Raw genomic sequence first — 26,376 nt, forward strand, 5'->3', positions numbered from 1 at the left:
CCATTCCTGATGAACGAAAATAAAGAAATCCTGATTATTGACGATGACAGCAAGAATATCTTTGCTCTCAGCGCGGTACTGAAGGCCAGAAAATACGGCTGCCTGTCGGCACTCAGCGCAAAGGAGGGACTGTCACTCATGGTTCACAACCCCAATATCGGTGTGGTACTTATGGACATGATGATGCCCGAGATGGATGGTTATGAGGCCATAAGCCTGATGAAATCTGATGACCAGCTGAAAGACATCCCGGTGATCGCCGTTACGGCGCAGGCCATGACAGGCGACCGCGAAAAGTGCCTGGAGGCCGGTGCCGACGGATATATTTCGAAACCGGTGAATGTGGACGAACTTTTGCAGTTACTGAATGAAATACTGAACTAAGTGACTTCTGAACATGCTGATGAATATCTGGAAATCCTCCTTTCCGATGTTCTTGAAATCTACGGTTACGACTTTACAGGCTATTCCCGCGCTTCACTGAAGCGCCGGATCGTCCGCCTTTACGAACTGGACAGGTTCGTCAGCTTCGCCGAATACCGCTATAAGATCCGTACGGACGCAGTTTACTTCAAGCGCTTTCTGGAACAGGTGACAATCAATGTGACCGAGATGTTCCGTGATCCGGCCTTTTACAGGACTCTGCGTACCGAAATCCTGCCGCGCCTGGGTACCTATCCCTTTATCCGGATTTGGATTGCCGGCTGCAGCACCGGCGAAGAAGCCTATTCGGTGGCGATTTTTCTAAAGGAACTTAACCTGCTCCAGAAATCGCTGATCTATGCCACAGACATCAACAGTGCCGTTCTGGATAACGCTTCCCAGGCCATGATCCCGATGAGCAAAATCCAGCTGTACACGGAAAACTATATTGCTGCGGGCGGAAGTAACAACTTTTCCGACTATTACTCAGCGAATTACAGCCTTGGCAAGCTTAACGACAAACTCCGGTCCAAAATCATTTTCTCCAGCCATAACCTGGTGACGGACAATTCTTTTAACGAGTTCCAGCTGATCCTTTGCCGCAATGTAATCATTTACTTCGACCGGCCACTGCAGAACAAGGTGTTCCGACTTTTCGACAACAGCCTGGAGAAATTCGGTTACCTGGCTCTGGGCACCAAGGAATCCCTGGACTTCTCGCCTACTTCCAAAAACTTTGAAAGGCTGAAAGGCGAAAAAATCTGGCGCAAAATCTCCGAAAATGGAAAGGTGTGAAGCACTGATCATAGGAGGCTCGGCCGGAAGCCTGGAAGTATTGCTGAAAATACTGCCGGAACTAGATCCTGCACTGCCCTTCCCCGTGATCATCGTCCTGCACAGGATGCCCGGTAAAGACAGTATCCTGACCAGCCTGTTGGCTGCCAAGACACTGCTTCATGTAAAGGAAGTGGACGAAAAGGAAAAGATGAAACCCGGCACCATCTATATTGCTCCGCCCAATTACCACCTGCTTTTTGAGCGCAACCGCACCTTCTCACTGGACGCCTCAGAAAAAGTAAATTTTTCGCGACCCTCGCTTGATGTCAGTTTTGAAAGTGCTGCGGATGTGTTCGGAAAAAAGTTGGCCGGATTATTGCTGTCGGGAGCCAACAGCGACGGCACAGCCGGATTAAAAGCTATTGCAAAAAAAGGCGGTAAGGTTTTGGTGCAGGAACCGAACAGCGCTGTGGTGAGTTATATGCCGGCGCATGCCCTGGAACAGGTTGCCACAGATGCAGTACTCACGCCGGACCTTATGCCTGCTTACATCAACTCATTAAAAAACTGACAGACAATTATATATGGATAAAAAAGTATTTATTTTTGATGACAATGTGGAGATCCTGGAGCTTTGCATGGAGATCCTGGAGGATCTGGGCTTCGAGGTGAAGACTTCGCCCACAACCAACGAGGTGGAAGAGCAGGTACTGGAATTTATGCCCGACCTGATCTTTATGGACAACTGGCTTCCCGACATCAGCGGCATAGAAGCTACAAAACGCATTAAAGCAAATTCAGAACTCAGCCACATTCCGGTCATCTATTTCTCGGCCAACAGCAATATCAGCGAACTGGCCGCGCTGGCAGGTGCCGATGATTATATTGCCAAGCCTTTTGATATTGAACTGTTTGAAGAGAAGGTACTGAAATACGCAGAAGCATAACTGCAGACCGGGTATTCAAACTGACCAAAATTCAAGATGAAAAACATTTTCTTAAAATTATTTTGCGCAGCATTTCTGTTTACCACCATTGCCTACCTGATGGATGGTGATGCTAAGGAGCAGGATATGGGTGTGAGATTTGCAGAATTCGCGGGAATGCTGGCGATCATTTACCTCATGATTTCGGTGAAATGGTTTTCGGCCGGATTTCTGTTAAGAAAATTACGCCGGGCGTAGGTTGCGGTCACTTCTTAATACAGGGAGTCTGTTTTCAGACTGCTTTTTTTTATCAGCTGCCAGGAGGAGCTCAATACTTGGCCGATTACAGCACTACGTAAAACAACGTATTTATTGTTAAAAGCATTTTATTTATTGTTTTTCAATAAATATTTATTAATTTTGGCTCAACTTAAAAGCCTAAGTCATGTCAAAAACCGATTACACCCTGTTTATAGTGCTTCAGGTATTCGCGTGGATTATCTTTGTAGGTCTCAGCATAGAAGCTGGCGGGCTTATGGTTAATTTCGTATTCAGCATCTTCAGTCCGGATATGCTGCCCAGGCTCTACAACAAACTGGACCTCACCGGAATCTTCAACCAAAGCAGTGCAGCTTATTATGGACTCTACAGTTTCATCCTGATAATTTCTCTGCTGAAAGCCGTCCTTTTCTATGAGGTTATCAAACTGACCTGGACGCTGAAACTGGATCATCCCTTCACACAGACGGTGGCCAGGCAGATTGCCAGGATCAGTTACTTTACTTTGTGCATCGGGCTCTTAAGTTTTATAGGCAGACAGTTCGCAAAACAGGTGGAGCGCGGTGGCTTCAATACTTCCTTCCTTGATCTGTACTGGAACGACAGTCAGGCATTTGTGCTGATGGCCGCGGTCATCTACATCATTGCGGCCATCTTTAAAAGAGGTGTGGAATTACAGGACGAACACGATTTAACCGTTTAAGCCATGCCGATCATTGTAAACCTGGACGTCATGATGGCCAAACGTAAGATGTCGCTGAATGAACTTTCAGAGAAAGTTGACCTTACCCTCTCCAACCTCTCCATCCTGAAAACCGGCAAGGCCAAAGCCGTGCGTTTTTCAACTTTGGAGGCCATTTGTAAAGCACTGGACTGCCAGCCGGGGGATTTGCTGGAGTTTGTGAGTGAGGAATAAAAGAAGTGATTTCTACAACCAAAATACTGTCTTAAAGTTATTGAAGACTATTGAAATCGTATCTATATCCGCTGTCACAGTTGATACCAGTCTTCACAATGGGAAACATGTTGGAATTAATTCATTATGTACAAAATGTGAGGAGGTACGGACAGATATATAAGAAATTCCTATTTTTGTACTGTACTTTTTTATTATGCACCGAAATTTAAAAATCCTGTTACTTTCTTTCACACTCGCGTTATTTCTGGCGCCGGGGGTGAGCTTAGCTTGCAGCAAGAAGGATACACAGTATTTTAAAAAGAGTGTAGCTACCGGAACTTTCATTAAACCGTCATTCGCGGCAATGCAGCTATCCTGCGACAGTGGAGATTGCAGGGACGAATGCTGTCATCCCCAATCACACAATTGTCAAACCGAAGGATGCTCAGGAAACTGCAGCGGCAACCTTTGTGGATCAGTTCAGTATACTGCTGCCACTGAGAGTAAATTATTAGAGTATTGCAAAACTGAAGCCTCCGGCTACTATCGCAACAATTCCAATTTCTATTATCAGAATCCCCATTACTCAGGTGGATTCCATACCATCTGGCAACCGCCCAAAATAGGTTAATACTTCTTTCTTACAGCCCGAGTTATGTCCGGTCGTGAAGTGTTTTTTAACACTTTATCCCTGTTCTTTTAGTGGCGCTGTAAATAAATTTGAACTTCTACTACTCCCGTAAGAGTAAATCTTTCAAAATAGTCTCCTTTTCGGCCGATGACATTTTTGAGGATCCCGATGTTCGTAAGCAGTTTCTAAACAAGGAAACTAAAAATTAACCTGTAATATAAAATTTAATGAAAAATATTCTTCTGGGAATACTGGCTTTCGCATCGGTAATTCTCGTTTCCTGCAATAATCCGCAAACCGACAATACGCACACTGCCGTGACCGCTTTTACAATTGGCGATATTGTGCCCAATGACCAGGTGTGTATGGTCAACAACGCCTATATGGGCAAAAGGCAACTGGAAGTGCAACATGAAGGCAAAACCTATTATGGCTGCTGCGAAAACTGCCAGGTAAGGATTCCACAGGAAGAGAGTGCGCGGATGGCGTATGATCCCGTATCGAATAAAATGATTGATAAAGCCACCGCTGTAATCGCTATTTCGGATAAAAATGATAACGTTGTTTACTTTGAAGATAAAGCCAATTATGAAGTCTTTTTTAAAAAGAAATTTACTTTGATCAGTAATTAATATTGCAGGACTGACTGCAAGTTGTTAAGAATTAAATAATGATATAATATGAAATATCTACTAGCGCTCTTTATGTTTGTGGCAATATCCATAAATACATATGCACAGAGCACCAAAAGTTTTTATACCTGCCCCATGCACCCGCAGGTCGTGAAATCAGCACCCGGCGACTGTCCGATTTGTGGCATGACACTGGTAAAAAAAATTGTTGCGGTAAAAAAGCCGGCAGCCAGACCCGCACCGGTTATGAAGAAGCCGCAACCGGCCGCCATTCCCCCTAAAAAGGCAGCAGTAAAAAAGGTAACAGCCGCTAAGGCTAAAGCTACTCCTACAAATGCAGTGGCGAAACCTACAGTTAAGCCTAAACCGGCGGTCACAAAACCTATTTCACCAAACTTTAAAGCTTCTGCAAAAGCAAACGATTCAGCACGAGTTCATCAACTCGTGCAGCCTAAGACGGACGCCGCTCAGAAAGAAATGGAGCACAAAACGTTTACCTGTCCGATGCACCCCGAAGTGGTTTCTGATAAGCCCGGCAAGTGTCCGAAATGCGGGATGAACCTCGTCGCAAAAAACGAAAGTGAGCAGCACGCTGTCTCGGTCAATAAACACACACATCCTACTTCAGATAATCATCAGCATGAAGCTGCGCAAAAAAAATACACCTGTCCGATGCATGCTGAAGTGGTTTCAGAAAAAGCGGGAAAATGCCCGAAATGCGGGATGAATTTGGTTCCGAAGAAGGGAAGTCTGGATGCTCACACCCACCACCCAACTGCAGTACCTACAATCAAATTCCCGCTGGCTGATAAAAATCTGAAAGGCGGGCGCAAAGTAACCTATCATCTCTACGTGAAAGATACCCTGGTTAATTTTGCCGGAAAAGAGAAACGTGCAATTGCGGTAAACGGCCAGATTCCGATGCCGAAACTGGTATTTTACGAAGGCGATACCGCAGAGATCGTGGTGCATAATTTGTTGAAAGAAGAAACTTCGCTGCACTGGCACGGCCTCCATCTTCCAAACCGAGAAGACGGAGTACCATGGCTTACGCAGAAACCCATACCGCCGAATTCCACTTATACCTATACGTTTCCGATTATTCAGAACGGCACCCACTGGTACCACTCCCACACGGGTTTGCAGGAACAGATCGGGATGTATGGCATGATGATCCTCAAAAAGCGCGCTGATGATCCTACCTTCCGCAAAGGAATTGATGATTTGCCTACGGAACATCTGATCCTGAGCGAGTGGACAAACCTGAACCCCAATAATGTTCAGCGGATGCTCCGCAATGCGAACGACTGGTTCGCAATCAAGAAGGGCGCTACGCAGAGCTATTCTGAAGCCATAAAACAGGGACATTTCAAAACCAAGCTTACCAATGAGTGGAAGCGCATGCTGGCCATGGATGTGAGCGACGTTTACTATGACGCATTTCTGGTTAACGGGAAAACCGAAAGCCAGCTGGCAGGATACAAAGCCGGTGACAAAGTACGGCTGCAAATTGCCAACGGCGGGGCTTCCTCTTATTTCTGGCTTAATTATGCCGGCGGAAAAATGAAAGTAGTGGCCAGTGACGGACTGGATATTGAACCCGTGGAGGTAGACCGTCTAATCCTTGCTGTTTCTGAAACTGTGGATATTGTAGTTGAAATTCCGGAAGAAAACACCTCCTATGAACTCCTCGTTACCCCCGAAGACCGAACGAAATCAGCATCTGTTTATATTGGAGAAGGCGTCCGTAAATTCCATCATCCATTGCCAAAACTCAAATATTTTGAAGGCATGAAAATGATGAACGATATGATGAAAATGAACGGCGACATGAAGGATATGGGCATGGACATGAGTTACCAGACCATGGATATGAATCAGGTTATGTATCCCGAAATCATCGCGGAAAACAATGCGACCATGAAAATGGAAACCGAAGATGCCGAAATGGACCATTCGAAGCACCAAATGCCCGCATCAGGAATCACCACACTGAACTACGGAATGATGAAATCGCCTTATGATACTTCATTATCCAAAGACGCGCCGTTGCGCGACCTGAAATTTACCCTCACAGGGAACATGAACCGGTATGTATGGAGCATGGACGATAAAGTGCTGGCCGAATCTGATAAAATATTGGTAAAAAAGGGTGAGATACTCCGCATTACGCTTTATAACAATTCCATGATGCGCCATCCGATGCACCTTCATGGTTTTGATTTCCGCGTCCTCAATAAAAACGGAATCCAGGCTCCGCTTAAAAACGTCATGGATATTATGCCAATGGAAACCAATGTAATTGAGTTTGCCGCCAACCAGGATGGCGACTGGTTTTTTCACTGTCATATTCTGTATCATATGATGGCGGGTATGAACCGAGTATTCACTGTGGGTGATTATCAGAATCCACTTTTGCCGGACAGAGCCTCAGCTTATAAAAAACTGCAGCGAGAGAGCGATATGTGGCATCTTATGGCCGAGAATGATTTTGCGACCAATGGAAACGACGGGATGGCCATGCTTTCCAATACACGTTGGGAACTGAGCACAGAATGGCGGTTGGGATATAATGACCATCACGGTTACGAGGTCGAAACCCAACTCGGAAGATATGTGGACCGCATGCAGTGGCTAAGACCATTTATCGGATTCAATTACCATTACAGAAAAATTGACAGGGAGAATATTGAAAAGAATCTTTTCGGTCAGGCCAGCACTAAGGATGAAAGGAAAACCTTCAGCGCGGGTGTGGTGTACAAACTTCCGCTGCTGGTCGATCTGCAGGCTGAAATATTTACAGACGGCATTGTCCGTTTCCAGCTAATGCGTGAAGACATACCGCTGACACCTAGATTGCGAGGAGCTTTTATGGTCAATACCGACAAAGAATATATGGCAGGTCTTAAATATATTGTCACCAAAAATATAGGAATATCCACTCATTATGACAGTGATATGAGCTGGGGGGCAGGTATTACGCTAAGCTATTAAGATTATACGGTGCAAAGCGCCGGAATGTCAGCCGGGGATTTGTTGGAGTATGTGCATGAAGATATACAAAATCCAACTTAATCTCCGGCCTGGCTTTCCTGCAGATACTCCCTGATCTTTTCTTTCGGAATTAAATCCAACACTTTACTGATGTCGATGATCTTATGTTCGTCAATGATGCTCCTTACCGCTTTAGCCGCATCAGGATAATTCACCAGACGTTCCAGAAGACCGTAAACGTTGACCATCTTTTTATGCGTGTTCTCAGCATCGCCGCCAAACCAGGAGCCGTTGAAGTGGTGGCTTACATAATTCCGGGGCAGATCCTGCGAGAAATACACCGACGGATACAGTTTCACACCGTGTTTAAGCTCCTGAATGGTGTCACTGTCGCGGTTGGCACCGTATTCCTTTTCCAGCATTTCGGAGAAGATATCGGTATTTATGCGTTCAAAAAAACCTTCCTGCCGGGTGTACCAGTCCATAAAATCCTTTGAGAGCTTATGTTTCGGCTCGGCCATCCAAAAAGCGGAGTACGGCACACCTTTCACCTCGAAACCGCAGACGGCCTGCTCGTTCAGGAACTCATCCAGCGGCAGTTTAAGTTCCATATCGGTGTCCAAATAAATGCCGCCATGTTCGTACATCACTTTGGAGCGCACATAGTCCGACGTAAAGGCCCATTTTCCCTGCGCATACGCCTCGCGCACATACGGGTTATCGTCCAGCGGCGAGTTGGAATCGTTCCATTCAATAATCTCGAAATCGGGATGAATACGCTTCCATGAAGCAATGCAGTGTTCGGCCAGTTCATGCTTAGGCTGCCCGCCAAACCAGCAGTAATGTATTTTTTTGGGAATCATGTGGTAGATTTTGGAATATGGATGGGTGGCTGCAAAGATTGAACCTAAATTCAAAGAGAAGAGGTAAGATTGTGCAGCAGTACATTAATGTAGCAGTGTAGCAATGGAGCAATGTACCGATGGAGCAATGTACCTGAGACAGCCCAGGCCAAGGTGTTGAGTTGTAAAGTAATTGTAAAGCGGTTTATGACCAGAGAAGTCTTTTTAACCACAAAGGGCACGAGGGTTTTACACAAGGGGCACAAAGGGGCGTCGAGTTTTAGCCAAGGGTGTCTTCTTAACCACGGAGACACAGAGGATGCGCGGAGGATACGGGGGATGTGTTGAGATGATCTGCAATCCCCAACTTACACGGAAGTTTTTGCGAGGAGCGGACGAAGGAAGCGACGCGGCAAGCCCAAAGTAGATTCTGTGAGAAGGTTAGAAAGTAAAGTCGTTGAGGTGTGAAGTTGTAAAGCAGTTAAGGTGTTGAGGTGTAAAGTTGTGGAGTTGTGGAAATAATGTTCCGTAGGAACATCATCTGTGTAGCAGGGAATTAGGGAGGAGAATGGGCGTGCCGTAGGTACGCTATCTGTTGGCAGTGGAGGGTGCAAATTGGTAATAGCGAAGTAAAAAGGCAAAAGTGCGGCAGCGGTAATATCCAGTTAGGTTCACACGTTACTTTTTTGCCTCAGGTTTTTTTTATTTTTAATGGAATCGGCGATTCGCTATCAGCGAATTGTCTTGATGAAAAAAGTAACCAAAAAGTTGCCTCACTTATTTTTATTTTTTTTAATGGAATCGGCGATCCTTCTGCGAAGGATTCAAGACTTGGATCTTTTTTCTAAAAAACAAATTTTTCTTTGTAGAAAACTTGCCTCATAGTTTTTATTTTATTTTGAATCGGCGAACCTCGCCTGCGGCAGGTTTATCAAACTAGCGCGAAAACGAATGAAAGTAGTTTAAAGAGGATAAGTGTCGCGCGTCGGACAGAGGAAGTTTTTATTGTTTCCACAGGATACCGCAACGTAATGAAGAAAAATCTGTTTTTATTAACGCAAAAAGCTCCTAGGTCGTTGCGTGCGGTAGGTATCGGCGTGAGGCATCCGAGTGTTTCGGAAGGGATCGCTGCGGGATGACAAAAGGGAAGAAAGAGGAAAGAAGAAAGAAGAAAGAGCCAAGGGAGAAGTAAAAAGTAAAAAGTGAGGCTAGCGACATTTCCCAAACTTACAAGGCTGTCATTGCGAGGAGCGACCGTAGGGAGTGACGCGGCAAGCCCAAAGTAGATTCTGTGAGAAGGTTAGAAAGTAAAGTCGTTGAGGTGTGAAGTTGTAAAGTCGTTAAGGTGTTGAGGTGTAAAGTTGTGGAGTTGTGGAAATAATGTTCCGTAGGAACATCATCTGTGTAGAAGGGAATTAGGGAGGAGAATGGGCGTGCCGTAGGTACGCTATCTGCTGTCAGTGGCAGGTGATAATTGGTAAGAGCGAAGTAAAAAGGTAAAAGTGCGGCAGCGGTAATACGCATTTAGGTTCACACGTTACTTTTTTGCCTCAGCTTTTTTATATTTTTAATGGAATCAGCGATTCGCTATCAGCGAATTGTCTTGATGAAAAAAGTAATCACAAAGTGGCTCGGATAGGCACCGCGACCAGCCTTGGAGCCAAAGGCTAGCGGTGTTTTTTTAACCACAAAGGGCACGAGGGTTTTGCACTAGGGACACAAAAGTGGCTTCCGCTGTAAGCGGAAGAGATCTTGTCGGCGACGAGATGACAAAACTGAAAAGTAGGTTTAGTTTAACCACGGAGACACGGAGGAGGCGTGGAGGACACAGAGGCTTTCAAAGTAGCAGTATGTTTGAGTTTTTGAGTTTTTGAGTGATTGAGTGTTCGAGTGTTATACGCGAGGGTCCGCTTAACGTAGGAGAGATCCCGTCTACGACGGGATGACAGCGGCTTCCGGCGGAAAAAAAAGGCCTCCGGTGAAGGAGGCCGATCCGCTAGGGGTTGGGGTTTTTCTTTCTGAGGCGGTGCAGAAGAAATTTTACTGCTAGGGTGACCAGGTAGCTGGAGGTGCCGCCAACGGCTGCCAGGATCACGGTCTTCAGTATTTCGGAACTTTCGAGCTGGACGAGCAGTACGAGCGCCATGCCGCCTGCCGCGCCTACGCGCTGGGAAGTGTCGAAGAGCATCAAGGCTGCTGCCCGGTCTTTACCGCGGTCTGACTCACCGCCCCGGCAATGGCGCCCGCCAGGGCCAGATAGCCCGCAGCAGTGACGACAGCTGCCGGCAGAGCAACCGGAGCAGTGGCAATGGCGCCGGCGACGCCTGTAAGGAGCAGACCGACATTGCGCAGCCGGCGGAAGAACTTCGGTGTGGGTGCCTGAAGTCTCTGAATAATCTCTTTCATGATTTTGCTTCTTTTATTGTTAATGTCAAATTAATGCCTTTGTCCAGGACAGGATACAGGCGGTCTTTCATTTTCTGCAGGGCCATCCGTGAATGGAGGCCCCTGCCCTCTCCCGTGTGCTGCAGCACCGGTGCTATACATCCGCGCAACTCTTTGACTGCATCATTTCCGGCGTGGAAGAGAATGTACTTTCTGCCGGGAACTCCCAAGATCTCAAAGTGGTTCTTAAACCGGGGACTGAAGCGGCGCCTAAGGGCGTAGCTGCCCTCGGGGATGCAGGATACCCCCGGTTTATTCTCCTTCCAAGGCAGTTCCAGTGTGCGGCAGATTTCCTCCCCATAGAAAAGCAATTTGCCGTTTACACCGCCCGGACCATAGGTTCTGAGTAGGATCGCTTCCATCTTACGGAGTACCTGAAACCCTTACGATACGCAGGGCGTTGAAGGCCCCGTTTTTCAGCGGATAGAAAAAGCCGTTCACCTCCTGGTAAAAGCTGATCCCGAAAAACAGGAACAGCGGATTTACAGAAGCAGCCGGCAGCGCGTTCTCCAGTTCTATGGCCGTTGTAGGCACGGCAGTGAAAGGCAACATGGTGCTTTCGCTTGTTGCAGCAACCGTATCGCCGGTCTCAAAGTTAATGTCGGCAGCACCGGCAACGAGTTTAAAATGCGTGGTTCCCGGCTGTGCCGTCACCTCTACCTGAGGCACAAAGGGTGCGATGGAGATATTGGCATCACCGGTCGCACGGTCCAGAGTAATTGTGAGCGGTGCCGTAAAGCTGGTTTCCAGCGGAGAGCCCGCATTGAATTCAAAGCCCTGGAGCAGTTCCGCTTCACCGTCGATGACATTTCGCTGACCGCGCGGATTAACAGCATCCAGATGGATCACCTTCACCATTTCGCGGGTCATACGGTTCTGCATCCGACTGTCGGACGCGCCTTTAATGAGCTGCTTTACCGAGTTGCGCAGGTATTTGCCGGCCTGACCGGCACGACCGAACTCGGCCATGTTTTCGCGGGTTCTCTCGAAGGCAGGGTCAGTCTGCATACGCTGTGCGGAAATTCCGCCTTTCTCACGGGCCATATAGCCGTCTTTGGTACGGTAGAAGGTAATGTCGCCAATGGTACCGTCCAGTTTAATAATTCCTCTTTGTTTAGGCATGACTTTACGTTTTAAAAATTTAACCATCAGATGTTGAGGTACACCTGTAAAAACCTTTTGTGATCACGGTGTAAAATTTGGGTTAAAATTCCAGGAAAGCAAGTGCCGGTGCCGGTTGCGGCGGTTATTGCCGGAAGAGAAAGTTTGTGCCGGAAGAGGTGTTTTCAGACTGAAAAGGACGCATTATGCCGGAAAGGACTGAATGTGCCGGGAAAAAGGGAGGGTGTTTCACCCAAGTATCCCCGAAGTATCCCCGAAGTATCCCCGAAGTATCGGGTAAGGAGGTTGAGGGTGAGGTTGAGGTTGAGGTTAAGGTTGAGGTTAAGGGTGAGGTTAAGGTTAAGGGGTTAGGAGGTTAAGGGGTAAGGGTTAAATGCTAGGGTGGTTTGGTGGTTGGGTGTTTGAGGGAAGATGTTAATTTCAGATTTCAGATATCAGACATCAGACATCAGATATCAGATTGGAGATGGGAGATAGGAGATTTTAGACAGGAGAATGCAGCAATGTACGAGTGTACAAATGTAGCAGTGTACCAATGTAGCAATGTACCAATGTAGCAATGTAGCAGTGTAGCAGCTGATGATTTGCAGTTTTCCATTTTTAAGATTCTGGAGCCCCGTAGGGGCATTATTTGAAGTAAGAGCCAAGTAAAATGAAAAATGTAAAAAGTGGGTTTGTTTAACCACGGAGATCACGGTGGGGGTGCGGAGGGAACGGAGAGATATTGGGGTAGAGAGTGGCTGAGTGTTTGAGGGAAGATGTTAGATTTCAGATATCAGATATCAGACATCAGACATCAGACATCAGATTTGAGATTGGAGATGGGAGATGTGAGATTTTAAATAGGAGAATGCAGCAATGTACGAGCGTAGCAATGTAACAGTGTAGTAATGTAGCAATGTAACAATATAACAGTTTAGGCAGGTGGCGATGGGTGTCAGTCCAGAATGAGTTCGCGGATCTGGTCGGGCGGAAGGTTGAGGTAGGTGGCGAGTTCGAGCCAGGTGACGGGGTGATGGGGCTGCTTGCCCAGGGAGGTTCTGATCCGTTGCATGAGGTTACGGCTGTAGCGCTCGCTTTTGCCGGTAATGCGCTGGATGTCTTTGGGGTAAATGCAAAGGCGGGTTGGGCGTGGTTTCATGGCTGTGTTTTTTAACTGTGTTAAAGCTTAGAAAACACCGGCAATATTGAACGGAAGAGTTTCGGTAGTAACGAACGATTTTATTATAACAGACCGGCAGAAGGTGCAAATATACTTTAGCGCAGATAATAAAAAAGGGCGGCTCCCGCAAAAGACCAGTCCGTGTAAACGCTGGAAATCCCCGCATAAAAGGCGCTCTGTACCGTCAGTCCCCAAAAAAAATCTGCCCGCAGATCAATTAAAAACAAGGAACAAAAGACAGAACTGTCCAAAGGCCGGTAAAAGGGCATTTCAGGTAAGCGAAATCCATTTGCAGAGGTTTGACCAGGCGGCTGCCCGGGCAACACAGAGGCGGAGTACACTAACCGAAGCAAGTGCTATCGAGGTGACCGCAAGGTGTTGCGGTTACCTAAGCGGTTTACATTTAATAGCAGCCACAGCTCAGATCATTTTAAAGGTGGTCTTTCCAGAATGAACATTCCCCATAATAAGCAAAGAGATTAAACGGACTGTTTTGATTCATTCTGCAAAAATGTGGCGTGGAAGATCAAAAAAAAACGGATGATCAGGAAAAAAGAGCTTTCCTAATCCAAACTTATAAAAGGGTACCGCCATGCAGGTGAACTGCAGCGCGGGTGGGTGGACAAAACGTTGTATGGCGTAACAGGAAGGCGGCTTACAGGTGCCAAAACAATATGCTGAAGTATTGTAAGTACAGATTTACACAGGCTAAGCATTTATATTACTCAGTTGCCTGAGGTGAGATCAGTTCTGTAAATGTGAGACTGCCGGCCCGTATTTCTACGGTTATTGCCCGTCCAGATCATCGAACAACCTGTTCAGGCTGTCATGAAGTGTTTTGGTGAACTTGGTGCGGTCGGTTTTGCGGTTCCGGATCTCCCCTATTGTTTTGTGGTAATTACCCAGATCCACCTCCAGTGACCGCTCTGCCCACCGCATGACTTCGGCGAGATCCGCGCGGCCGCCACTGAAGCATTTGGTATGGTGAAGGGCTACCAAAAGTTCAATCAGTGACGCTTTGGAGGCTGTCCACGGCAAAGGATTATACGGAACAGCCTGCGGCAATAAAGATTTTCCGCTGTCTGAAATCTTTTCTTTAATATACGTTTCCAGCTGAGCATTGGCCAGGATATGCGCTACCGTAATGTCATGAGAGGTTGAAAATCTCTCATCGTAGCTGTGAAGGTCCGGAGCGAGTTTCACTTTCATATCGTACCGGTAGCGGACAAAATATTTTAAATCGAGATAGGTGGCGCGGCGCCTGTAATAGTTGAGAAAATCATGATTCTCTGAGGAGAAATACTCAAGCGCGGTCAATTCCTTTTCATAGTATTTTTTAAGTTCAGTGCCGCTGCCGTACGGAACGGAGGCTTCCAGTGAGAGAATTTTTGTGTAGTAAATAAACTGTGCTACAAATTTGGGCTTGATCTCCCGGAAAAAAGTGACTTCAGCCTGCCAACAGTCAAATTCATGGGCAGCCACCCAGGTTTTCAGCTGCCGTACGGCCGTGTCTGTTTCCGCCAGTACGCACTCGGCAAAGTAAAAAAAATCATGCGCATCGCGCCGGAGCTGTTCCGTCTTATCGGTTAACCGGTTCCACAGCAGGTCACATTTTTTAAACAGCAGTTTTGAATTCATATACAACGGAATATTAAATCATGTTTGGTCACGGTCGCGGTTCTCTTTTCTGTATTTTTCTATGAATTCGCTCGGCCGGAGTCCATTAATTTCGTAAAAGTGATCAGAAAAATTTTGGCGTCTAAGCATTCCGCATTCCTTTGCGAGACCGTCCATATTGTAATTCAGGTATTTTCGGTCGGTATACAGCAAGTGAGTAATGTAATTTATGCGCAGTACCTTCAGGTAGGTATGGAAGTTCATACCTTTATACTGGTTTATTACGTAGGAAAGGTGGGTTCCGTTGGTCCCCAGTTTGTCCGCCAACTTACGGAGGGTAAGACCTGTTGCAGTGAAGCCTTTGGTTTCCTCGAATCTCTTTAGTTTTTCAAGGAGATCGTGTACCACCTCGTCTTTGTATTCATATTTCCTTTTCCCGTAATCCACCGTTTCAGGAAGGCACTCCGTCTGTTTCTGCAGGTCCTCTAACTTACGCAGCAACTGCAGGTACTTTCTGTGAATCCGACGGCTACGGTAATACCTGTAGAGCACAAAAATCAGCAACATACTACCGGTAACAGCCAGCACCGTAATAAATATATTTTTGCGCCGGGAATCCTGCTGAAGCCGGAGCTTCTCTGCCTCCAGTGTTTTTGTATCGTATTCTTTGTGCATACGCGACATTACGTGGCGGAAATCGGAGTACAGAAAATCGTCAGCCTTCAGCAACTGCTGCGTATAATAAAGTTCCTGGCCGGCATCTGCCGTATTTTTATAATGCTTAATAAGGAGTTCATAGTTTTCCCGAAGTTCCGGGAAAATGAAATTATGTCTGGTAAATGAAGAATCTACTTTTTTAAAGAAAATTACCGCATCCTCCGTCTGCTTCAATTTCAGGTAGGATTTTCCGATGTAAAAATCATTTACAGCATTCCAGGCGAAATCGTCCGGTGCCGACAGCAGGCTTCGTGAGCGTGAGAAAAGTACTATTGCCGAATTATAACTGCCATTTTCATATTCGGAACGGCCAAGGCATTTATAAATATAGCCCTTCTCCTGTTCAAAACCTTCAAGATCACGGATCCGGGCAGAAGCTGTGGCCAACAGCGAATCAGCGACGTGCCAGCGGTCCATCTTCTGATTACAGACAATCATCTGATGCAGGGTGTTTAAATACCCTCTGGTGTAATTGTGCCATTCATTAGGATTCGCCGTGCGCACTCTGTTTTCCTCAAAGAAGCGCAGCGCTTTTTCAAAATGAATCAGTGCCTCATCGCAGTGCCCCAGGTAGCTTTTCACTTCACCAAGGTGATAGCGTATTTTGTGCTGGAGATAAGAATCCGGATCTCCGGCAGCATATCCGAAGGCATTCAGATATTCGTGCATGGCCGCTTTATAGTTGCGAAAACTGAAGTAGTACACCACCCCTTTACCAAGCAGGGCTCTGCTGATCTTCACGCTGTCGCCCAACCTCTTTGCCGTAATTACAGCACTGTCGGCATAGCGCAATTTATCCTGTCTGTCCGCAGAAAAGTAAACACCATGCTCGAAAGCGAGAAGGAGCTGCTTATGTCTGGCGTCTTTCCGCGCCTGCTGTGCATGGATCTGTACAAACGGGAGTGCCCGTACATCGTTCTCTTTATAGCGGTCATATATTTCCATAAACTGCCTGTAAGGAAAAGCACCCTTTTCCTGCGCACCCGTGAAAACGCAGGCAAGTGTAAAAAAAATACTGAATACATTTTTAAACATTTCCGCCAGTTAAAAGAAGGGAGAATCAGTCAAATTTACCTAAAAAGTATTTAAACGGAACGGCCACCGCTGCACAAAACTGCCTCACACCAACCTTTTACCCTATTTACCTGATTACCAATTATATAACGAAGGGTTTATGGATACATAATGACATAAAAATGGATACATGATGCCCCAATACGCTTTTTTTCGGCTGCCGGAGCAGGTAATTTCGGGTCAGAATTCTACTCACCCAACCGGTTGGGATAACTTTTAAAAATCTACAAAAATGAAAAAGTCTATCTCAATATTTATGATCATGTGCCTTCTTTCCGCAACCGCATGCAGACCCCTTGAAGGAGAGGCAGAAACCAGCGACCACAGTTCCGCAGAGCGGGATGAATCCAGGATTACCACAGGGCGTGACCCTTATGAAGGAGACAGTACAAAAACCAGCAGTACGGCGAGACCAAGCGACACCGGCGATGATGACGATGATGAACCCACCAAAGACAGGCAGCAGTGGCGCACCATACCGTAATGAAAATCAGCAAGAAACACCATCCCATGAAGAAGATACCAGAACTACCGATACCCAAAACCGCCGCGAGCGGAAGCCTCTGTCCGGAATCCGGAGAATGGGAAATAACGGGCTCACTTACGACCACAGCGGTACTGGCTAAAAACCAGATCATGCCGGAATACTGCGGAAAAAAAGTACGCTGGAGACTGATCAGGCCCGGATAGCGGAACAGCCACCGCAGAAGAATCCGAAGCTCTGACTTTAAAAGCCCGGCCATGAATGAACCAGACGTGAACTACTGAATTAAATCTAAATGATGAAAGATCTAAAATCAACTACTGTACGGATAATCTGTTACTTTTTTATGCTGCTGTTTACGTATGCCGCATTAAGCAAAGTACTGGAATTTGAAGAATTCCAGATACAGCTGGCACAGTCGCCGTTACTGAGTGCCTACGCAGAAGCGGTATCGTACGGAGTCATCGGTGGTGAGCTTATAACCGTATTGCTGTTCTGCTTTGAGCGAACCAAAATTACGGCACTTTACCTGTCGACGGGGATTATGGCGGCATTCACCGTGTATATTTATCTTATTTTAAATTTCAGTGCTTTTGTACCGTGCTCATGCGGCGGCATTCTGGAGGAACTGGGCTGGACAGAGCATCTGATATTCAATATTGCCTGTGTGATACTTGGGGCGGCGGGGATGTGGATTGCTGCGGGAGATCATATTAAGGGCCGCAGGAAAGTGCTTCATCTGGGCGTGCTGCTGGTGACTGCTTCGGGATTTGTAACTGTTCTTTTTCTTTCCTCAGAACATATCATTAAAAAGGAAAACAATTTTACGAGACGGTATATGCCCCACCCTGTGACTGAAGAAAAACGTCTGACGCTGCCGGGTGATGGCTACTATTTTGCCGGAACAGCCCAGAATCAGGTTTGGCTGGGGAATACCGGAGCGCCATTTCTGCTGACTGCCGCTGACTCCGCCCTGACTGTGCTGAAGGAGATGAAGATCAAGCCTGACCACAGCCCCTACCTGTTCCGGTCGGTACGGCTTGCTGTAAGCGGAAACCGGTTTTATGCCTACGACGGCAGTGTTCCGGTGATCTATACCGGAGAACTGGGACAGGCCGAAGCTAAGACCCTGAGCCATAAACAGGCATATTTTGACCAGCTGGAAGTAACCGATTCCCTAAGTTTCGGTATCCGTACCCAAAGCAGTAAAACGAGGAGCCATGTAATTGGACTGCTGAAGCCGCAGGCCGACCAACCGCTCCAATTGCACGAAAAACTTCTGAAGCATGGCCGGGACGGTATATTCGGCGCTGACGGGCAGCTGCTTCAGGACCCCGCCACAGAAAAGCTGATCTACCTGTACTACTACCGGAATGAATTTCTGGTAACCGATTACGGGATGCGGAAGTTCGCGAACTATCACACCATTGATACGGCCAGAGTGCAGCGCGTGAAGTCCGTACGTCTTCCGACAGGGGCTGAACAGATGAGCGCACCACCGGTTACCGTGAACAAAAAGGCATCGGCATACGGGGGTCTTATCTTTATAGAATCGGACCGGCCGGGGCTGCATGAAGATAAAACCCTCCGGAAGCGCGCCGCAGTAATTGACGTGTATTCCACTGAAGAACAGCTTTACACGGGCAGTTTTTACCTCAGCCGACCCGAAAATATTAAACGAATACAGTTTCTGGCCACAGACCGACATCTGTTTGTTCTGGCCGGCAGTGAACTTATCCGGTACCGTTTTGCGCAGAACGTTAGCCGGTATTTTAAAAGCAGGGGAAGCCGAAAACCTTAAACAGAGTAGGCAAAATTTTAAATTTTAACAAGATGAAAAAATTCATTTTACCTGCAGCCGTTATAATGATCGGTGCAGGAAGTGCATTCGCTTCGAATGCCACACAGAAAAAAGCCGACGCTGTGCCGGTGGGGTTCAGGTATGACCCTTCCGCACCGGTGGTGAAATGTATTGAAACTCCCGTGGACTGTACGACGCAGGTTGGGGAGCTATGTACATGGGATGACGGGGCTACTGTTCATCAACTCTATCAGGAAGTGAACAGTACCATGTGCGGGGTACCGCTCTATAAGATCAATTAATTAAAAAGGGATGCTAAAACTTAGCATCCTTTTTCATTTCTTTTCCGATCCAATCTATGGGAACATCCTTGAGAAAGTAATCCAGCCAGTCGAGCAGGCGCCGGGAAAGGTCGGTCTGCGACTTTTCATCTATCATCCCGTGGCCGTTATTTTTATAAAACAGGGCGATCACCTTCTTATCATTCCTTCTGAGGGCATTGTAAAATGTGCGCGTTTCCTGCCAGTCTACATTCTGGTCTTCCAAACCTGTCCAAAGCAACACCGGTGCACTGACGCGGTCGGCATTATAGAGCGGGTTGTTGTCGAAATACTTCTGCCTGTCTTTCGCAAACGGTACGCTCATCCGGTACTGATAGGTCTCATATCTCCAAAAATCCGGCTTGAAGTAATTATAGTTAAATGAGTGATAGTCGTGAACAATGTCAATATGCGCAGTCCCGGAAATAAAAGCAGCAAAGCGTTTGCTGTGTCCGGCAATGAAGTTGGTTTCATAACCGCCGAAGGACTGACCGACCAACGCGATCCTTACCTCATCAACCGCGGGGTTTTTCACCAACTCATCCATTGCAGCGTTCACACACTGCAGGGCCGAAAGACCCGGGCCGTCGTCACCGTACGAGATATCGGGCAGATAGACGAAATATCCTTTTTCCAAGAGGTTCCGAATGTTGAAACCCAAGGACTGCTTCATCGAGGGTTTCAGGAAACGGTTGGCATTCTGACTCTGCTTTTCATAAATATGCACGACAACCGGGTATTTGCGGCTTTTATCATAGCGGGCGGGATAATACAGAATTCCTCTCAGGAACTTTCCATCCGGACCTTTATAGGCTGTGTACTCCATCCTAACCTCTGCTGCTTCGGGACGGCCGACATTGCTTTTATAAAGGGTGACCGGTTTTCGTCCCGCAACAGCCGTCTGAACTTCGGGTACCCGGTTGTAATTTTCGCGTATCCATGTAAAGCGCCGCAGTTGGCTGTCGCCCGAAAATTTCCGTATCAGGTCCTTTGTAAACGGTATGATGACCGTGGTGACGCCGCGCTGCCACAGGCAGTACATTACACTGCCACTCTCCTGCTGTGTGACTTCAAGCAGCAAAGGCCTGTCGGCAGGGGCCTCCGTTACCTGTAAAAGATTTCCACTGAGCAGTGCGGTACTTTTACCGTTCAGCAATTTCACATTGGAGCCCGGGAACGGTGCCAGCACAGTAACCTTACCGTTGGCGGGATCGACAGTGCGGAGGCCCCCGATACCGTCAAACAGGATGTCTCCCCTGCCGGTAAAATAAGGGGTCTGCATTCCGGACCGGTCAAGCAGCGTTTTGCTGCCATCTGCCAACCGGTACAGATTCCACGGTGTTTCCGGTATTTCGCGAAGTTCGTTATAAACCGGTGTATTCAGCACCGGACTCAGCAGCCATTTTCCTTCCGGATCACTGTAAAGCTGCTGCCGGACTGTATCAAGTACGGCTCTTTGGCCAGTGACCGCATCGTAGCGGTACAGTTTTAAAGGGGGCTGACCCTGCGTATAGTCCTGCAATTCCGTGGGATTATAATTCAGGAAATATCTGTCGCTTCTGAGGTTTGCGGTTCTTCCGTAACCGCCGGTAATTTCCTTTAAGATCTTTCCCTCTTCTGCGTCCCATATTACATTTGGGAGCTGATGATCCGGATAAAATTTCTTTATGAGATCCCGGTCGCTGCCATACCAGATATCGGGACCGGAGGTCAATTGCTGTTTTTCCGGCCACAGAAGTTCGAGGGAATAAATGCTGCCGAAAGGCGACCCCAGCGTCGCAACACTGCGAACGGGCCCTGCTGGGTCTGAGAGCCGGGCTACCCTACCGGACTGCAAATTTACAGCAGCCAGGTCTTTACCTGTGTGCCCTGACAGAAAGACCAACAGCCTCTTCCCGTCCTCCTCCGGTTTCAGTACAGTGACCTTTTCAGGAACGACGAGCAGTTCGCGGCTGCCCTGTGCTGTAATGCTGATCACAGCAGTTTTTCCGTCCTCCCTTTCTACTGCCGCGAAAACCGTCCCTGAAGGTCCGGCAGTGCAGGCGACCGTATGTTCCATCTTCCGCACGGTTCTGCCCCCGGCATCCATAAGGATCAGGGCACCGCGCCGTTTCTTATCATGTTGAATCAGCAGCAGGCCCGAAGCAGGAAGATACTCCATGGCGGCCACACCAGTGAAGCCGACGGACTTTCCTGTTTTCATATTCAGCCACTCTCCATTTCCGTCCTTACTGATCAGCCAGATCTCATCCTGCCGGAAAAAACCGTGGCGAAGGATCTGCAGCCGGTTAAAATACCGCGTCCGGTTCGCCGCACTTTGGATTCGCAGGGTATCGTTCTTCCGGTCATATATTTTGCGCCATGTGACCCACCGGCCGCTGTCACTGGCCGTAAGGAAATCTATGTCTTCGGTTGTTTTAATAAGACGGGAAAGCGACGCTTCACGCATTTCCTGGGCGGCGTGAAGGGCAGACAGGAGAAACAGAAGAAGGAGAAGGAGTTTTAGTATTGTTTGTTTCATAAGAGGCTAAGGCTAAGGTTAAGGTTAAGGTTGAGGTTGAGGTTGAGGTTGAGGTTGAGGATGACCCTTCGGCAGGCTTAGTGCAGGGGTTGAGGATGAGTGGGAGTGTCTCAATAACCGGGGTTTTGGGGGTTCAGGTTGGGGTTCAGGAGGAGTTCTTTCTGAGGGAGGGGCCAGACGGAATGGTGACTTTTCCAGTTGGGCTTATAGGCAGCCAGAGTGCTGAGGAGCTCCCAGCGTTTCAGTGTGACGAAGCGCTGCCCGTGTTCGGCAAAGAACTCCCGGCGGTATTCCTTCTGAAGTTCTAAGAGTGCTGCGGCCTGCGACAAAGGCATCACGAGAGCAGCGAGGCCTGCCCGCTGCCGCGTGGCATTTAACCAAGGCAATGCTTCGGCTACCCTGTTCTGACGGATCAGCGCCTCTGCCAGCAGGAGGTTAACTTCCTCCAGCCGGTACACGACAGAATATTCCGTACTGTTTGCAGAAAGGTTCTTATACTTTGCAGAGCGGTAATAGGTCTGGGAGCCGGAGGTTACAGCAGCCATCCAAGCCTGTTTCCTGAGATCGCCCGCATCAAAGGAAGTTAGCAGCTGAGGGCTCAGCGCAAAAGAATTGGGCGCGGCATTGGTAAAGTAATAGAGGGCAGCTTCCTTTGTGGCATCGCCGGAATTCTTTGGTTTCAGCTGCCAAAGGATATGGGGACGTGATTTGGTGAACACTTTTGTGAGGTCGTTCTCAAAAGTATAGGCAGAACTCTGCAGAATATCCTTAGCCAGCAGTTCTGCTTCCTGCCATTTGCCGAGTTCCATTTTGACTTTTGCGAGCACCAGCTGCGCTACTTTGCGGTTGGGGTAAATACGTTCGGCACTCCGGTAGGTTTCCGGCAGCCACCCCACAGCCAGCGACAAATCGGTTTCCACCTGCATGAGTAACTGATCTCCGGTCATTTTCTTTAACTGGCGGTTCACCTGATAATCTGTTGTCTGTGTATAGGGGATCTCACCGAAGATGCGCTGCAGGTAAAAATAAAGCACAGAGCGCAGGAACAATGCCTCCCCTCTGATGCGCGTTTTGTCATCCGCACTCAGCGAAGTGGATTTCTCCACCCCCTCCATGACCGAGTTTGCCGCGTAGATCTGCTGATAAGCGGAGGCCCAGAATTTTTCGACCATGGGGTTGGTAGGCAGTTGCTGGTTATTGTACAGATCAAGGGTGCCATTGGAGTTCGTGGGGTAATAGCAAATAAGGTCATCTGTATAGGCGCCCAGTACAGCTCCCATACCGTCGCCGCCTCCGGCAAGGAGTGAGCTGTTCCAGAGCCCGCCATAGAGTCCGGCCAGGGCGGCATTGGCCGTCTGCACATCATCAAAGACCTGAGGGGTGCTGATCTGGCTGTTGGGCCAGTCGGTTTCGGTAAGTTTTTCGCATGAAGCGGTGCACAGCAGCAGGGCTGAGACACAGGCTGTAAGGGTATTTGTGAGGTTCATTTTTATGGGGTTTTTAGTGGTTTGTTGGTGATTGGTGATTGGTGGGTGGTTGTGAAGTTGTGAAGTTGTTAAGTCGTTAAGGTGTGAAGTTGTGAAGTCGTAAAATCGTGAAGTTGTTAAGTTGTAAAGTTGATTGTTGATTGGTGGCTAGAAGTTGAGCTGGACGCCGGCGGACCATGTTTTGAGCGGGGGCAGGTAACCTGTGAGAATGAATTCTGGATCGAGGCCGAAGTAATTCGTCAGTGTAAGCAGATTCTGGCCCTGTACATAGACCATGGCTTCTTTGAGACCGACCAGGCCTGAAGGTAGGCGAAAGTTGAGCTGGACGTTCTTCAGACGGATGAATGAGGCATCGCCCACAGCGGCCGTACTGTTCTGAAAATAAGAATGAGCCGCATTCTTCTGCGCATTACTGCCTGATGTGTAGGCCATATAGGCCGCATCCGGATTTTCGGGAGCCCATGCGTTCAGCACTTCGACGGGCTGGTTGTTCATGGTTCCCGGTGTGGGCATTATTCTGTTATAATTCCAGTTGCGCTGTTTTACAAACTGGAAGAGGAATGAAAGCTCCAGCTGTTTATAGCGCAGTCTGTTGTTCCAGCCGCCGAAATACTCCACACCGACGCGCTCAATCACTTTATTGTCATCGGGGGATGAGATCTTACCGTCGCCGTTGAAATCCATAAAGCGGTAGAGTCCGGTAACGGGATCAATGCCTTCCAGCTGATAGACCTTCACGAGGGTAAGGGGCTGTCCGACTACAAACTGATTAACGTAGGTGGAGCCCTCGAGGCCCGGGAAGGACAGCAGTTTGCTGTTGGGGATGCTGATGTTGAACCCTGTTTCCCATTTCAGTGCCGCGGCGGTGATGGGCTTCGCGGACAGTTCCAGTTCCCAGCCGGTATTCTGTACGGTGGCGGGAAGGTTGGCCTGCACGGAAGAAAAACCTGTGGTGAAAGGCAGGGGAATACCTACCAACTGGTTGGAAGAACGGTTACGGTACCAGGCACCCGTGAGGCTGAGTCTGTCTTTCAGGAAAGACAGTTCCAGCGCGGCCTCGGTTTTTACCGTCTGTTCCCAACTGAAGTCCGGGTTGTAGAGACGTGAGGGATTCAGCCCGGTAGTTCCGTCGTAGATGTTGCTGCCTACGGTATAGGTGTTCAGGAACATATAATCCCCTATACGGTCATTTCCGGCAGTACCGATGCTGCCGCGCAGCTTGCCGAAACTGAGCCAGCTACTTTCCTGCAGGAACGGTTCGTCGGAAAAGATCCAGGCCGCACCCAGGGCGCCAAAATTCGCAAACCGGTTGTTGGGTCCGAAGCGGCTGGAGCCGTCTCTCCTGCCGGTCATGTTCAGTATATAGCGCTTTTTCCAGCGGTAATTGAGGCGGCCGAAGCCGGCTGCATAGCGGTACTGGCTCCGTACCTGGTCTGTTACCACTTTCGTTTTTGCCGCACCGAGGTTCTGCATGAGGGCATTACTTTCGAAACCGTAGCCCTGTATGCCCGCCTGATCTGACACGGCCTGCTGCACGGTGCCGCCGACCAGAAGTTCAACGGCGTGACTGCCCCACTTCCGTTCCCAGCCCCACTGCGGCTCCAGGATATAGGAAAAACTCTGCAAACTGTTTTTGAAGGCTGTGGAGTTGGCGCTGGTAAGTCCGTAAGAGGGATTGTTTACCGTATGGGGTTTCAAAGACCATTCCTCGAAGGCCTGCCACGAGATCCCGCTGTTGAGCCGCAGCGTCATTTGCGGGGCGAGGCGGTACTGTGCGTTCATGTTGGTGTTCAGAAATTTTGTGCTGTTGGTGTAGGTTGCGAGGAAAGCGGCCAGCGGGTTGGTGAAGGTATTGTTCTCCCAATTCAGGCTGCCATCGGAGCTGTACAGTCGCGGAGCATTGGGGCTGAGGGTGAGGGTTTTATTGGTCAGGTCTTCACTGATGACGGTATTTTTCTGAAAGGAGAGCTGATTCGCGAGGCCGAGTTCGAGCCTGCGGTCGGGGGTGCGGTAACTGAAACTTGTGGCCACATTATTGGTTGTGTATCCGAAATCGGCGGGGAATACTGTGGTCTGTTTCTGGTGCCCAAAGCTGATGAGGTAGTCCGTTGTTTCGCTGCCGCCACTGAGACTGGCCTGGGCCTGAGTGCTGACGGCCGTTTTTCCGATGAGTTCGTCCTGCCAGTTCACAGAGCGGTTCTGGCCCCAGGTACCATTTATATCATAAGCGGTGGCGGGATAGACTGTAAGGCCGTCATTGGAAAAAGCTTTACGGCGCATGCCCAGGTACTGCTCCGTATTCATCATTTTCATTTTGCGCGCCAGCTCACTGAGGCTGTAAGACGAATTGAGTCTGAAATCCGTACGGCCTTTCCGGCCTTTCCTGGTGGTTACGAGGATAACACCGTTGGCACCGCGGCTGCCGTAGATGGCGGTGGCATCGGCATCTTTCAGGATCTCGATGCTCTGGATGTCATTAGGGTTGAGGGAGTTGAGCGGGTTCAGGGATGAATAGGGAAATACGGTGGCGGAGAGTTTGGAAGGACTCTCGGAAAGTATTGGCACACCGTCTATAATGTAGAGGGGGTCGTTGCCCTCGCGCCGGAGGCTGTTGCGGCCGCGGATCTGGATATCAAAGCCGCCGCCGGGGTTGCCGCCGCCCTGAGTGATGCTGACGCCGGCCATGCGGCCCTGAATGGCCGAGAGGACGTTGGTGACGGGCTGGTTTTCGATGTCCTTTGCGGTGACTTTGGCGATGCTGCCGGTGCGCTCTTTGTCTTTTACGGTGTAGTAACCGGCATTAATGGTTACTTCCTGGATCTGCTGCACTTTCGCGCCGAGTTCTACATCTATGGCTGTGCGGCCTGCAACTTCTTCGCGCCAGAGCGGGTGGTTGGGATGGCGGAAGATGATACCGGGATCTGCACCGGAGACGGAGAGCTGGTAACGGCCGGAACTGTTGGTTACGGTGGCCTGGGTGCTGCCTTCCTGAGAGACGGTGACGCCGGAGAGGGGCTGGCCGTTATGGGTGACGGTGCCGGAGACCGTTAGTGTTTGCGCCCGGGTGTGGGAGCAGAAGGCGCTGAGCATGAGAAAGGCGGCGGCGCCGTAAAGTGGTGGGAGATTTTTTTTCATGAGTTTTTTTAGATGTCAGATGTCAATTTTAGATATCAGATATCAGATGTCAGATTTCAGACTTGAAACTGAGGGTCTGGGTCTGATGT

25 protein-coding genes are annotated in these 26,376 nt (G+C 48.6%); 14 read left to right on the forward strand and 11 right to left on the reverse strand.

Translation table 11 applies throughout. The features are described 5' to 3' along the window. The first annotated feature begins 9 nt into the window (after positions 1-9). The 9 genes from F7R58_RS07675 (at position 10) to F7R58_RS07720 (ending at position 7,560) form a co-directional block, all read left to right on the forward strand. Positions 10-384 carry a response regulator gene (locus F7R58_RS07675; RefSeq protein ID WP_158064348.1) on the forward strand — a complete coding sequence of 125 codons (375 nt, stop codon included), beginning with the start codon at positions 10-12 and terminating at the stop codon, positions 382-384. Next, positions 385-1,218: a CheR family methyltransferase gene (locus F7R58_RS07680; protein ID WP_158064349.1), complete on the forward strand. Its 834-nt coding sequence runs from the start codon at positions 385-387 to the stop codon at positions 1,216-1,218. It begins immediately after the preceding gene. Beyond that, positions 1,205-1,771, forward strand: coding sequence for a chemotaxis protein CheB (locus F7R58_RS07685; RefSeq protein WP_158064350.1), 567 nt, complete (start codon positions 1,205-1,207; stop codon positions 1,769-1,771). The genes F7R58_RS07680 and F7R58_RS07685 overlap by 14 nt, the downstream gene beginning before the upstream one ends. Positions 1,772-1,784: 13 nt before the next feature. After that, positions 1,785-2,147: a response regulator gene (locus F7R58_RS07690; protein WP_158064351.1), complete on the forward strand. Its 363-nt coding sequence runs from the start codon at positions 1,785-1,787 to the stop codon at positions 2,145-2,147. A gap of 36 nt (positions 2,148-2,183) precedes the next feature. Next, positions 2,184-2,384 carry a hypothetical protein gene (locus tag F7R58_RS07695; RefSeq protein WP_158064352.1) on the forward strand — a complete coding sequence of 67 codons (201 nt, stop codon included), beginning with the start codon at positions 2,184-2,186 and terminating at the stop codon, positions 2,382-2,384. Positions 2,385-2,571: 187 nt separating this feature from the next. After that, the gene (locus F7R58_RS07700) at positions 2,572-3,108 is read left to right on the forward strand and encodes a DUF2975 domain-containing protein (RefSeq protein ID WP_158064353.1); all 537 of its coding nucleotides are present in this window, start codon (positions 2,572-2,574) and stop codon (positions 3,106-3,108) included. 3 nt (positions 3,109-3,111) lie between these two features. Then, positions 3,112-3,321 (forward strand): helix-turn-helix domain-containing protein, encoded by a 210-nt coding sequence (locus tag F7R58_RS07705; protein WP_158064354.1) that lies wholly within the window; start codon positions 3,112-3,114, stop codon positions 3,319-3,321. Positions 3,322-4,161: 840 nt separating this feature from the next. Further along, positions 4,162-4,566: a hypothetical protein gene (locus F7R58_RS07710; protein ID WP_158064355.1), complete on the forward strand. Its 405-nt coding sequence runs from the start codon at positions 4,162-4,164 to the stop codon at positions 4,564-4,566. Between the two features lie 477 nt (positions 4,567-5,043). After that, a complete protein-coding gene (locus F7R58_RS07720; protein ID WP_410493617.1) occupies positions 5,044-7,560 on the forward strand; it encodes a multicopper oxidase domain-containing protein in 2,517 nt (838 codons plus the stop codon). Between the two features lie 77 nt (positions 7,561-7,637). Here F7R58_RS07720 and F7R58_RS07725 read toward each other — a convergent pair whose 3' ends face one another. From F7R58_RS07725 to F7R58_RS07740, 5 genes are all read right to left on the reverse strand, one after another. Further along, on the reverse strand, positions 7,638-8,423 hold the full coding sequence (locus tag F7R58_RS07725; protein ID WP_158064356.1) for a glycosyltransferase family 32 protein: 786 nt from the start codon (positions 8,421-8,423) through the stop codon (positions 7,638-7,640). Between the two features lie 1,975 nt (positions 8,424-10,398). Further along, a complete protein-coding gene (locus tag F7R58_RS12950) occupies positions 10,399-10,548 on the reverse strand; it encodes a hypothetical protein (RefSeq protein ID WP_187695219.1) in 150 nt (49 codons plus the stop codon). Positions 10,549-10,589: 41 nt separating this feature from the next. Next, positions 10,590-10,808, reverse strand: coding sequence for a hypothetical protein (locus F7R58_RS07730; protein WP_158064357.1), 219 nt, complete (start codon positions 10,806-10,808; stop codon positions 10,590-10,592). Beyond that, positions 10,805-11,209, reverse strand: coding sequence for a DUF5675 family protein (locus F7R58_RS07735; protein WP_158064358.1), 405 nt, complete (start codon positions 11,207-11,209; stop codon positions 10,805-10,807). The genes F7R58_RS07730 and F7R58_RS07735 overlap by 4 nt, the downstream gene beginning before the upstream one ends. A 1-nt stretch (position 11,210) precedes the next feature. Continuing rightward, entirely contained in the window at positions 11,211-11,969 is a 759-nt protein-coding gene (locus F7R58_RS07740) for a hypothetical protein (RefSeq protein WP_158064359.1), read from the reverse strand. A 185-nt stretch (positions 11,970-12,154) separates the two neighbouring features. Here F7R58_RS07740 and F7R58_RS12955 point away from each other — a divergent pair, with 185 nt between their 5' ends. Then, complete coding sequence (locus tag F7R58_RS12955; RefSeq protein ID WP_187695220.1) at positions 12,155-12,328, forward strand: hypothetical protein; 174 nt, start codon at positions 12,155-12,157, stop codon at positions 12,326-12,328. A 578-nt stretch (positions 12,329-12,906) separates the two neighbouring features. Here the strand turns inward: F7R58_RS12955 and F7R58_RS07745 are convergent. The 3 genes from F7R58_RS07745 to F7R58_RS07755 form a co-directional block, all read right to left on the reverse strand. Further along, complete coding sequence (locus tag F7R58_RS07745) at positions 12,907-13,110, reverse strand: hypothetical protein (RefSeq protein WP_158064360.1); 204 nt, start codon at positions 13,108-13,110, stop codon at positions 12,907-12,909. An 807-nt stretch (positions 13,111-13,917) separates the two neighbouring features. After that, a complete protein-coding gene (locus F7R58_RS07750) occupies positions 13,918-14,769 on the reverse strand; it encodes an RteC domain-containing protein (RefSeq protein ID WP_158064361.1) in 852 nt (283 codons plus the stop codon). Between the two features lie 18 nt (positions 14,770-14,787). Further along, a complete protein-coding gene (locus tag F7R58_RS07755) occupies positions 14,788-16,500 on the reverse strand; it encodes a helix-turn-helix domain-containing protein (protein WP_158064362.1) in 1,713 nt (570 codons plus the stop codon). 271 nt (positions 16,501-16,771) lie between these two features. On the opposite strand from F7R58_RS07755, the gene F7R58_RS07760 reads away from it, so the two are divergent. From F7R58_RS07760 to F7R58_RS07775, 4 genes are all read left to right on the forward strand, one after another. Next, positions 16,772-17,023, forward strand: coding sequence for a hypothetical protein (locus F7R58_RS07760; RefSeq protein ID WP_158064363.1), 252 nt, complete (start codon positions 16,772-16,774; stop codon positions 17,021-17,023). Between the two features lie 26 nt (positions 17,024-17,049). After that, entirely contained in the window at positions 17,050-17,229 is a 180-nt protein-coding gene (locus F7R58_RS07765; RefSeq protein ID WP_158064364.1) for a hypothetical protein, read from the forward strand. Positions 17,230-17,318: 89 nt separating this feature from the next. Continuing rightward, a complete protein-coding gene (locus tag F7R58_RS07770; RefSeq protein ID WP_158064365.1) occupies positions 17,319-18,824 on the forward strand; it encodes a MauE/DoxX family redox-associated membrane protein in 1,506 nt (501 codons plus the stop codon). Positions 18,825-18,856: 32 nt separating this feature from the next. Further along, on the forward strand, positions 18,857-19,126 hold the full coding sequence (locus F7R58_RS07775) for a DUF6520 family protein (RefSeq protein WP_158064366.1): 270 nt from the start codon (positions 18,857-18,859) through the stop codon (positions 19,124-19,126). Between the two features lie 13 nt (positions 19,127-19,139). Here F7R58_RS07775 and F7R58_RS07780 read toward each other — a convergent pair whose 3' ends face one another. From F7R58_RS07780 to F7R58_RS07790, 3 genes are all read right to left on the reverse strand, one after another. Continuing rightward, complete coding sequence (locus F7R58_RS07780; RefSeq protein WP_158064367.1) at positions 19,140-21,665, reverse strand: prolyl oligopeptidase family serine peptidase; 2,526 nt, start codon at positions 21,663-21,665, stop codon at positions 19,140-19,142. Positions 21,666-21,775: 110 nt separating this feature from the next. Further along, complete coding sequence (locus F7R58_RS07785) at positions 21,776-23,152, reverse strand: RagB/SusD family nutrient uptake outer membrane protein (protein ID WP_158064368.1); 1,377 nt, start codon at positions 23,150-23,152, stop codon at positions 21,776-21,778. Positions 23,153-23,299: 147 nt separating this feature from the next. Further along, on the reverse strand, positions 23,300-26,287 hold the full coding sequence (locus F7R58_RS07790; protein ID WP_158064369.1) for a SusC/RagA family TonB-linked outer membrane protein: 2,988 nt from the start codon (positions 26,285-26,287) through the stop codon (positions 23,300-23,302). Between the last annotated feature and the right edge of the window lie 89 nt (positions 26,288-26,376).

Origin of the sequence: Chryseobacterium sp. (genome assembly GCF_008831505.1) — a bacterium.
Classification (GTDB): domain Bacteria; phylum Bacteroidota; class Bacteroidia; order Flavobacteriales; family Weeksellaceae; genus Marnyiella.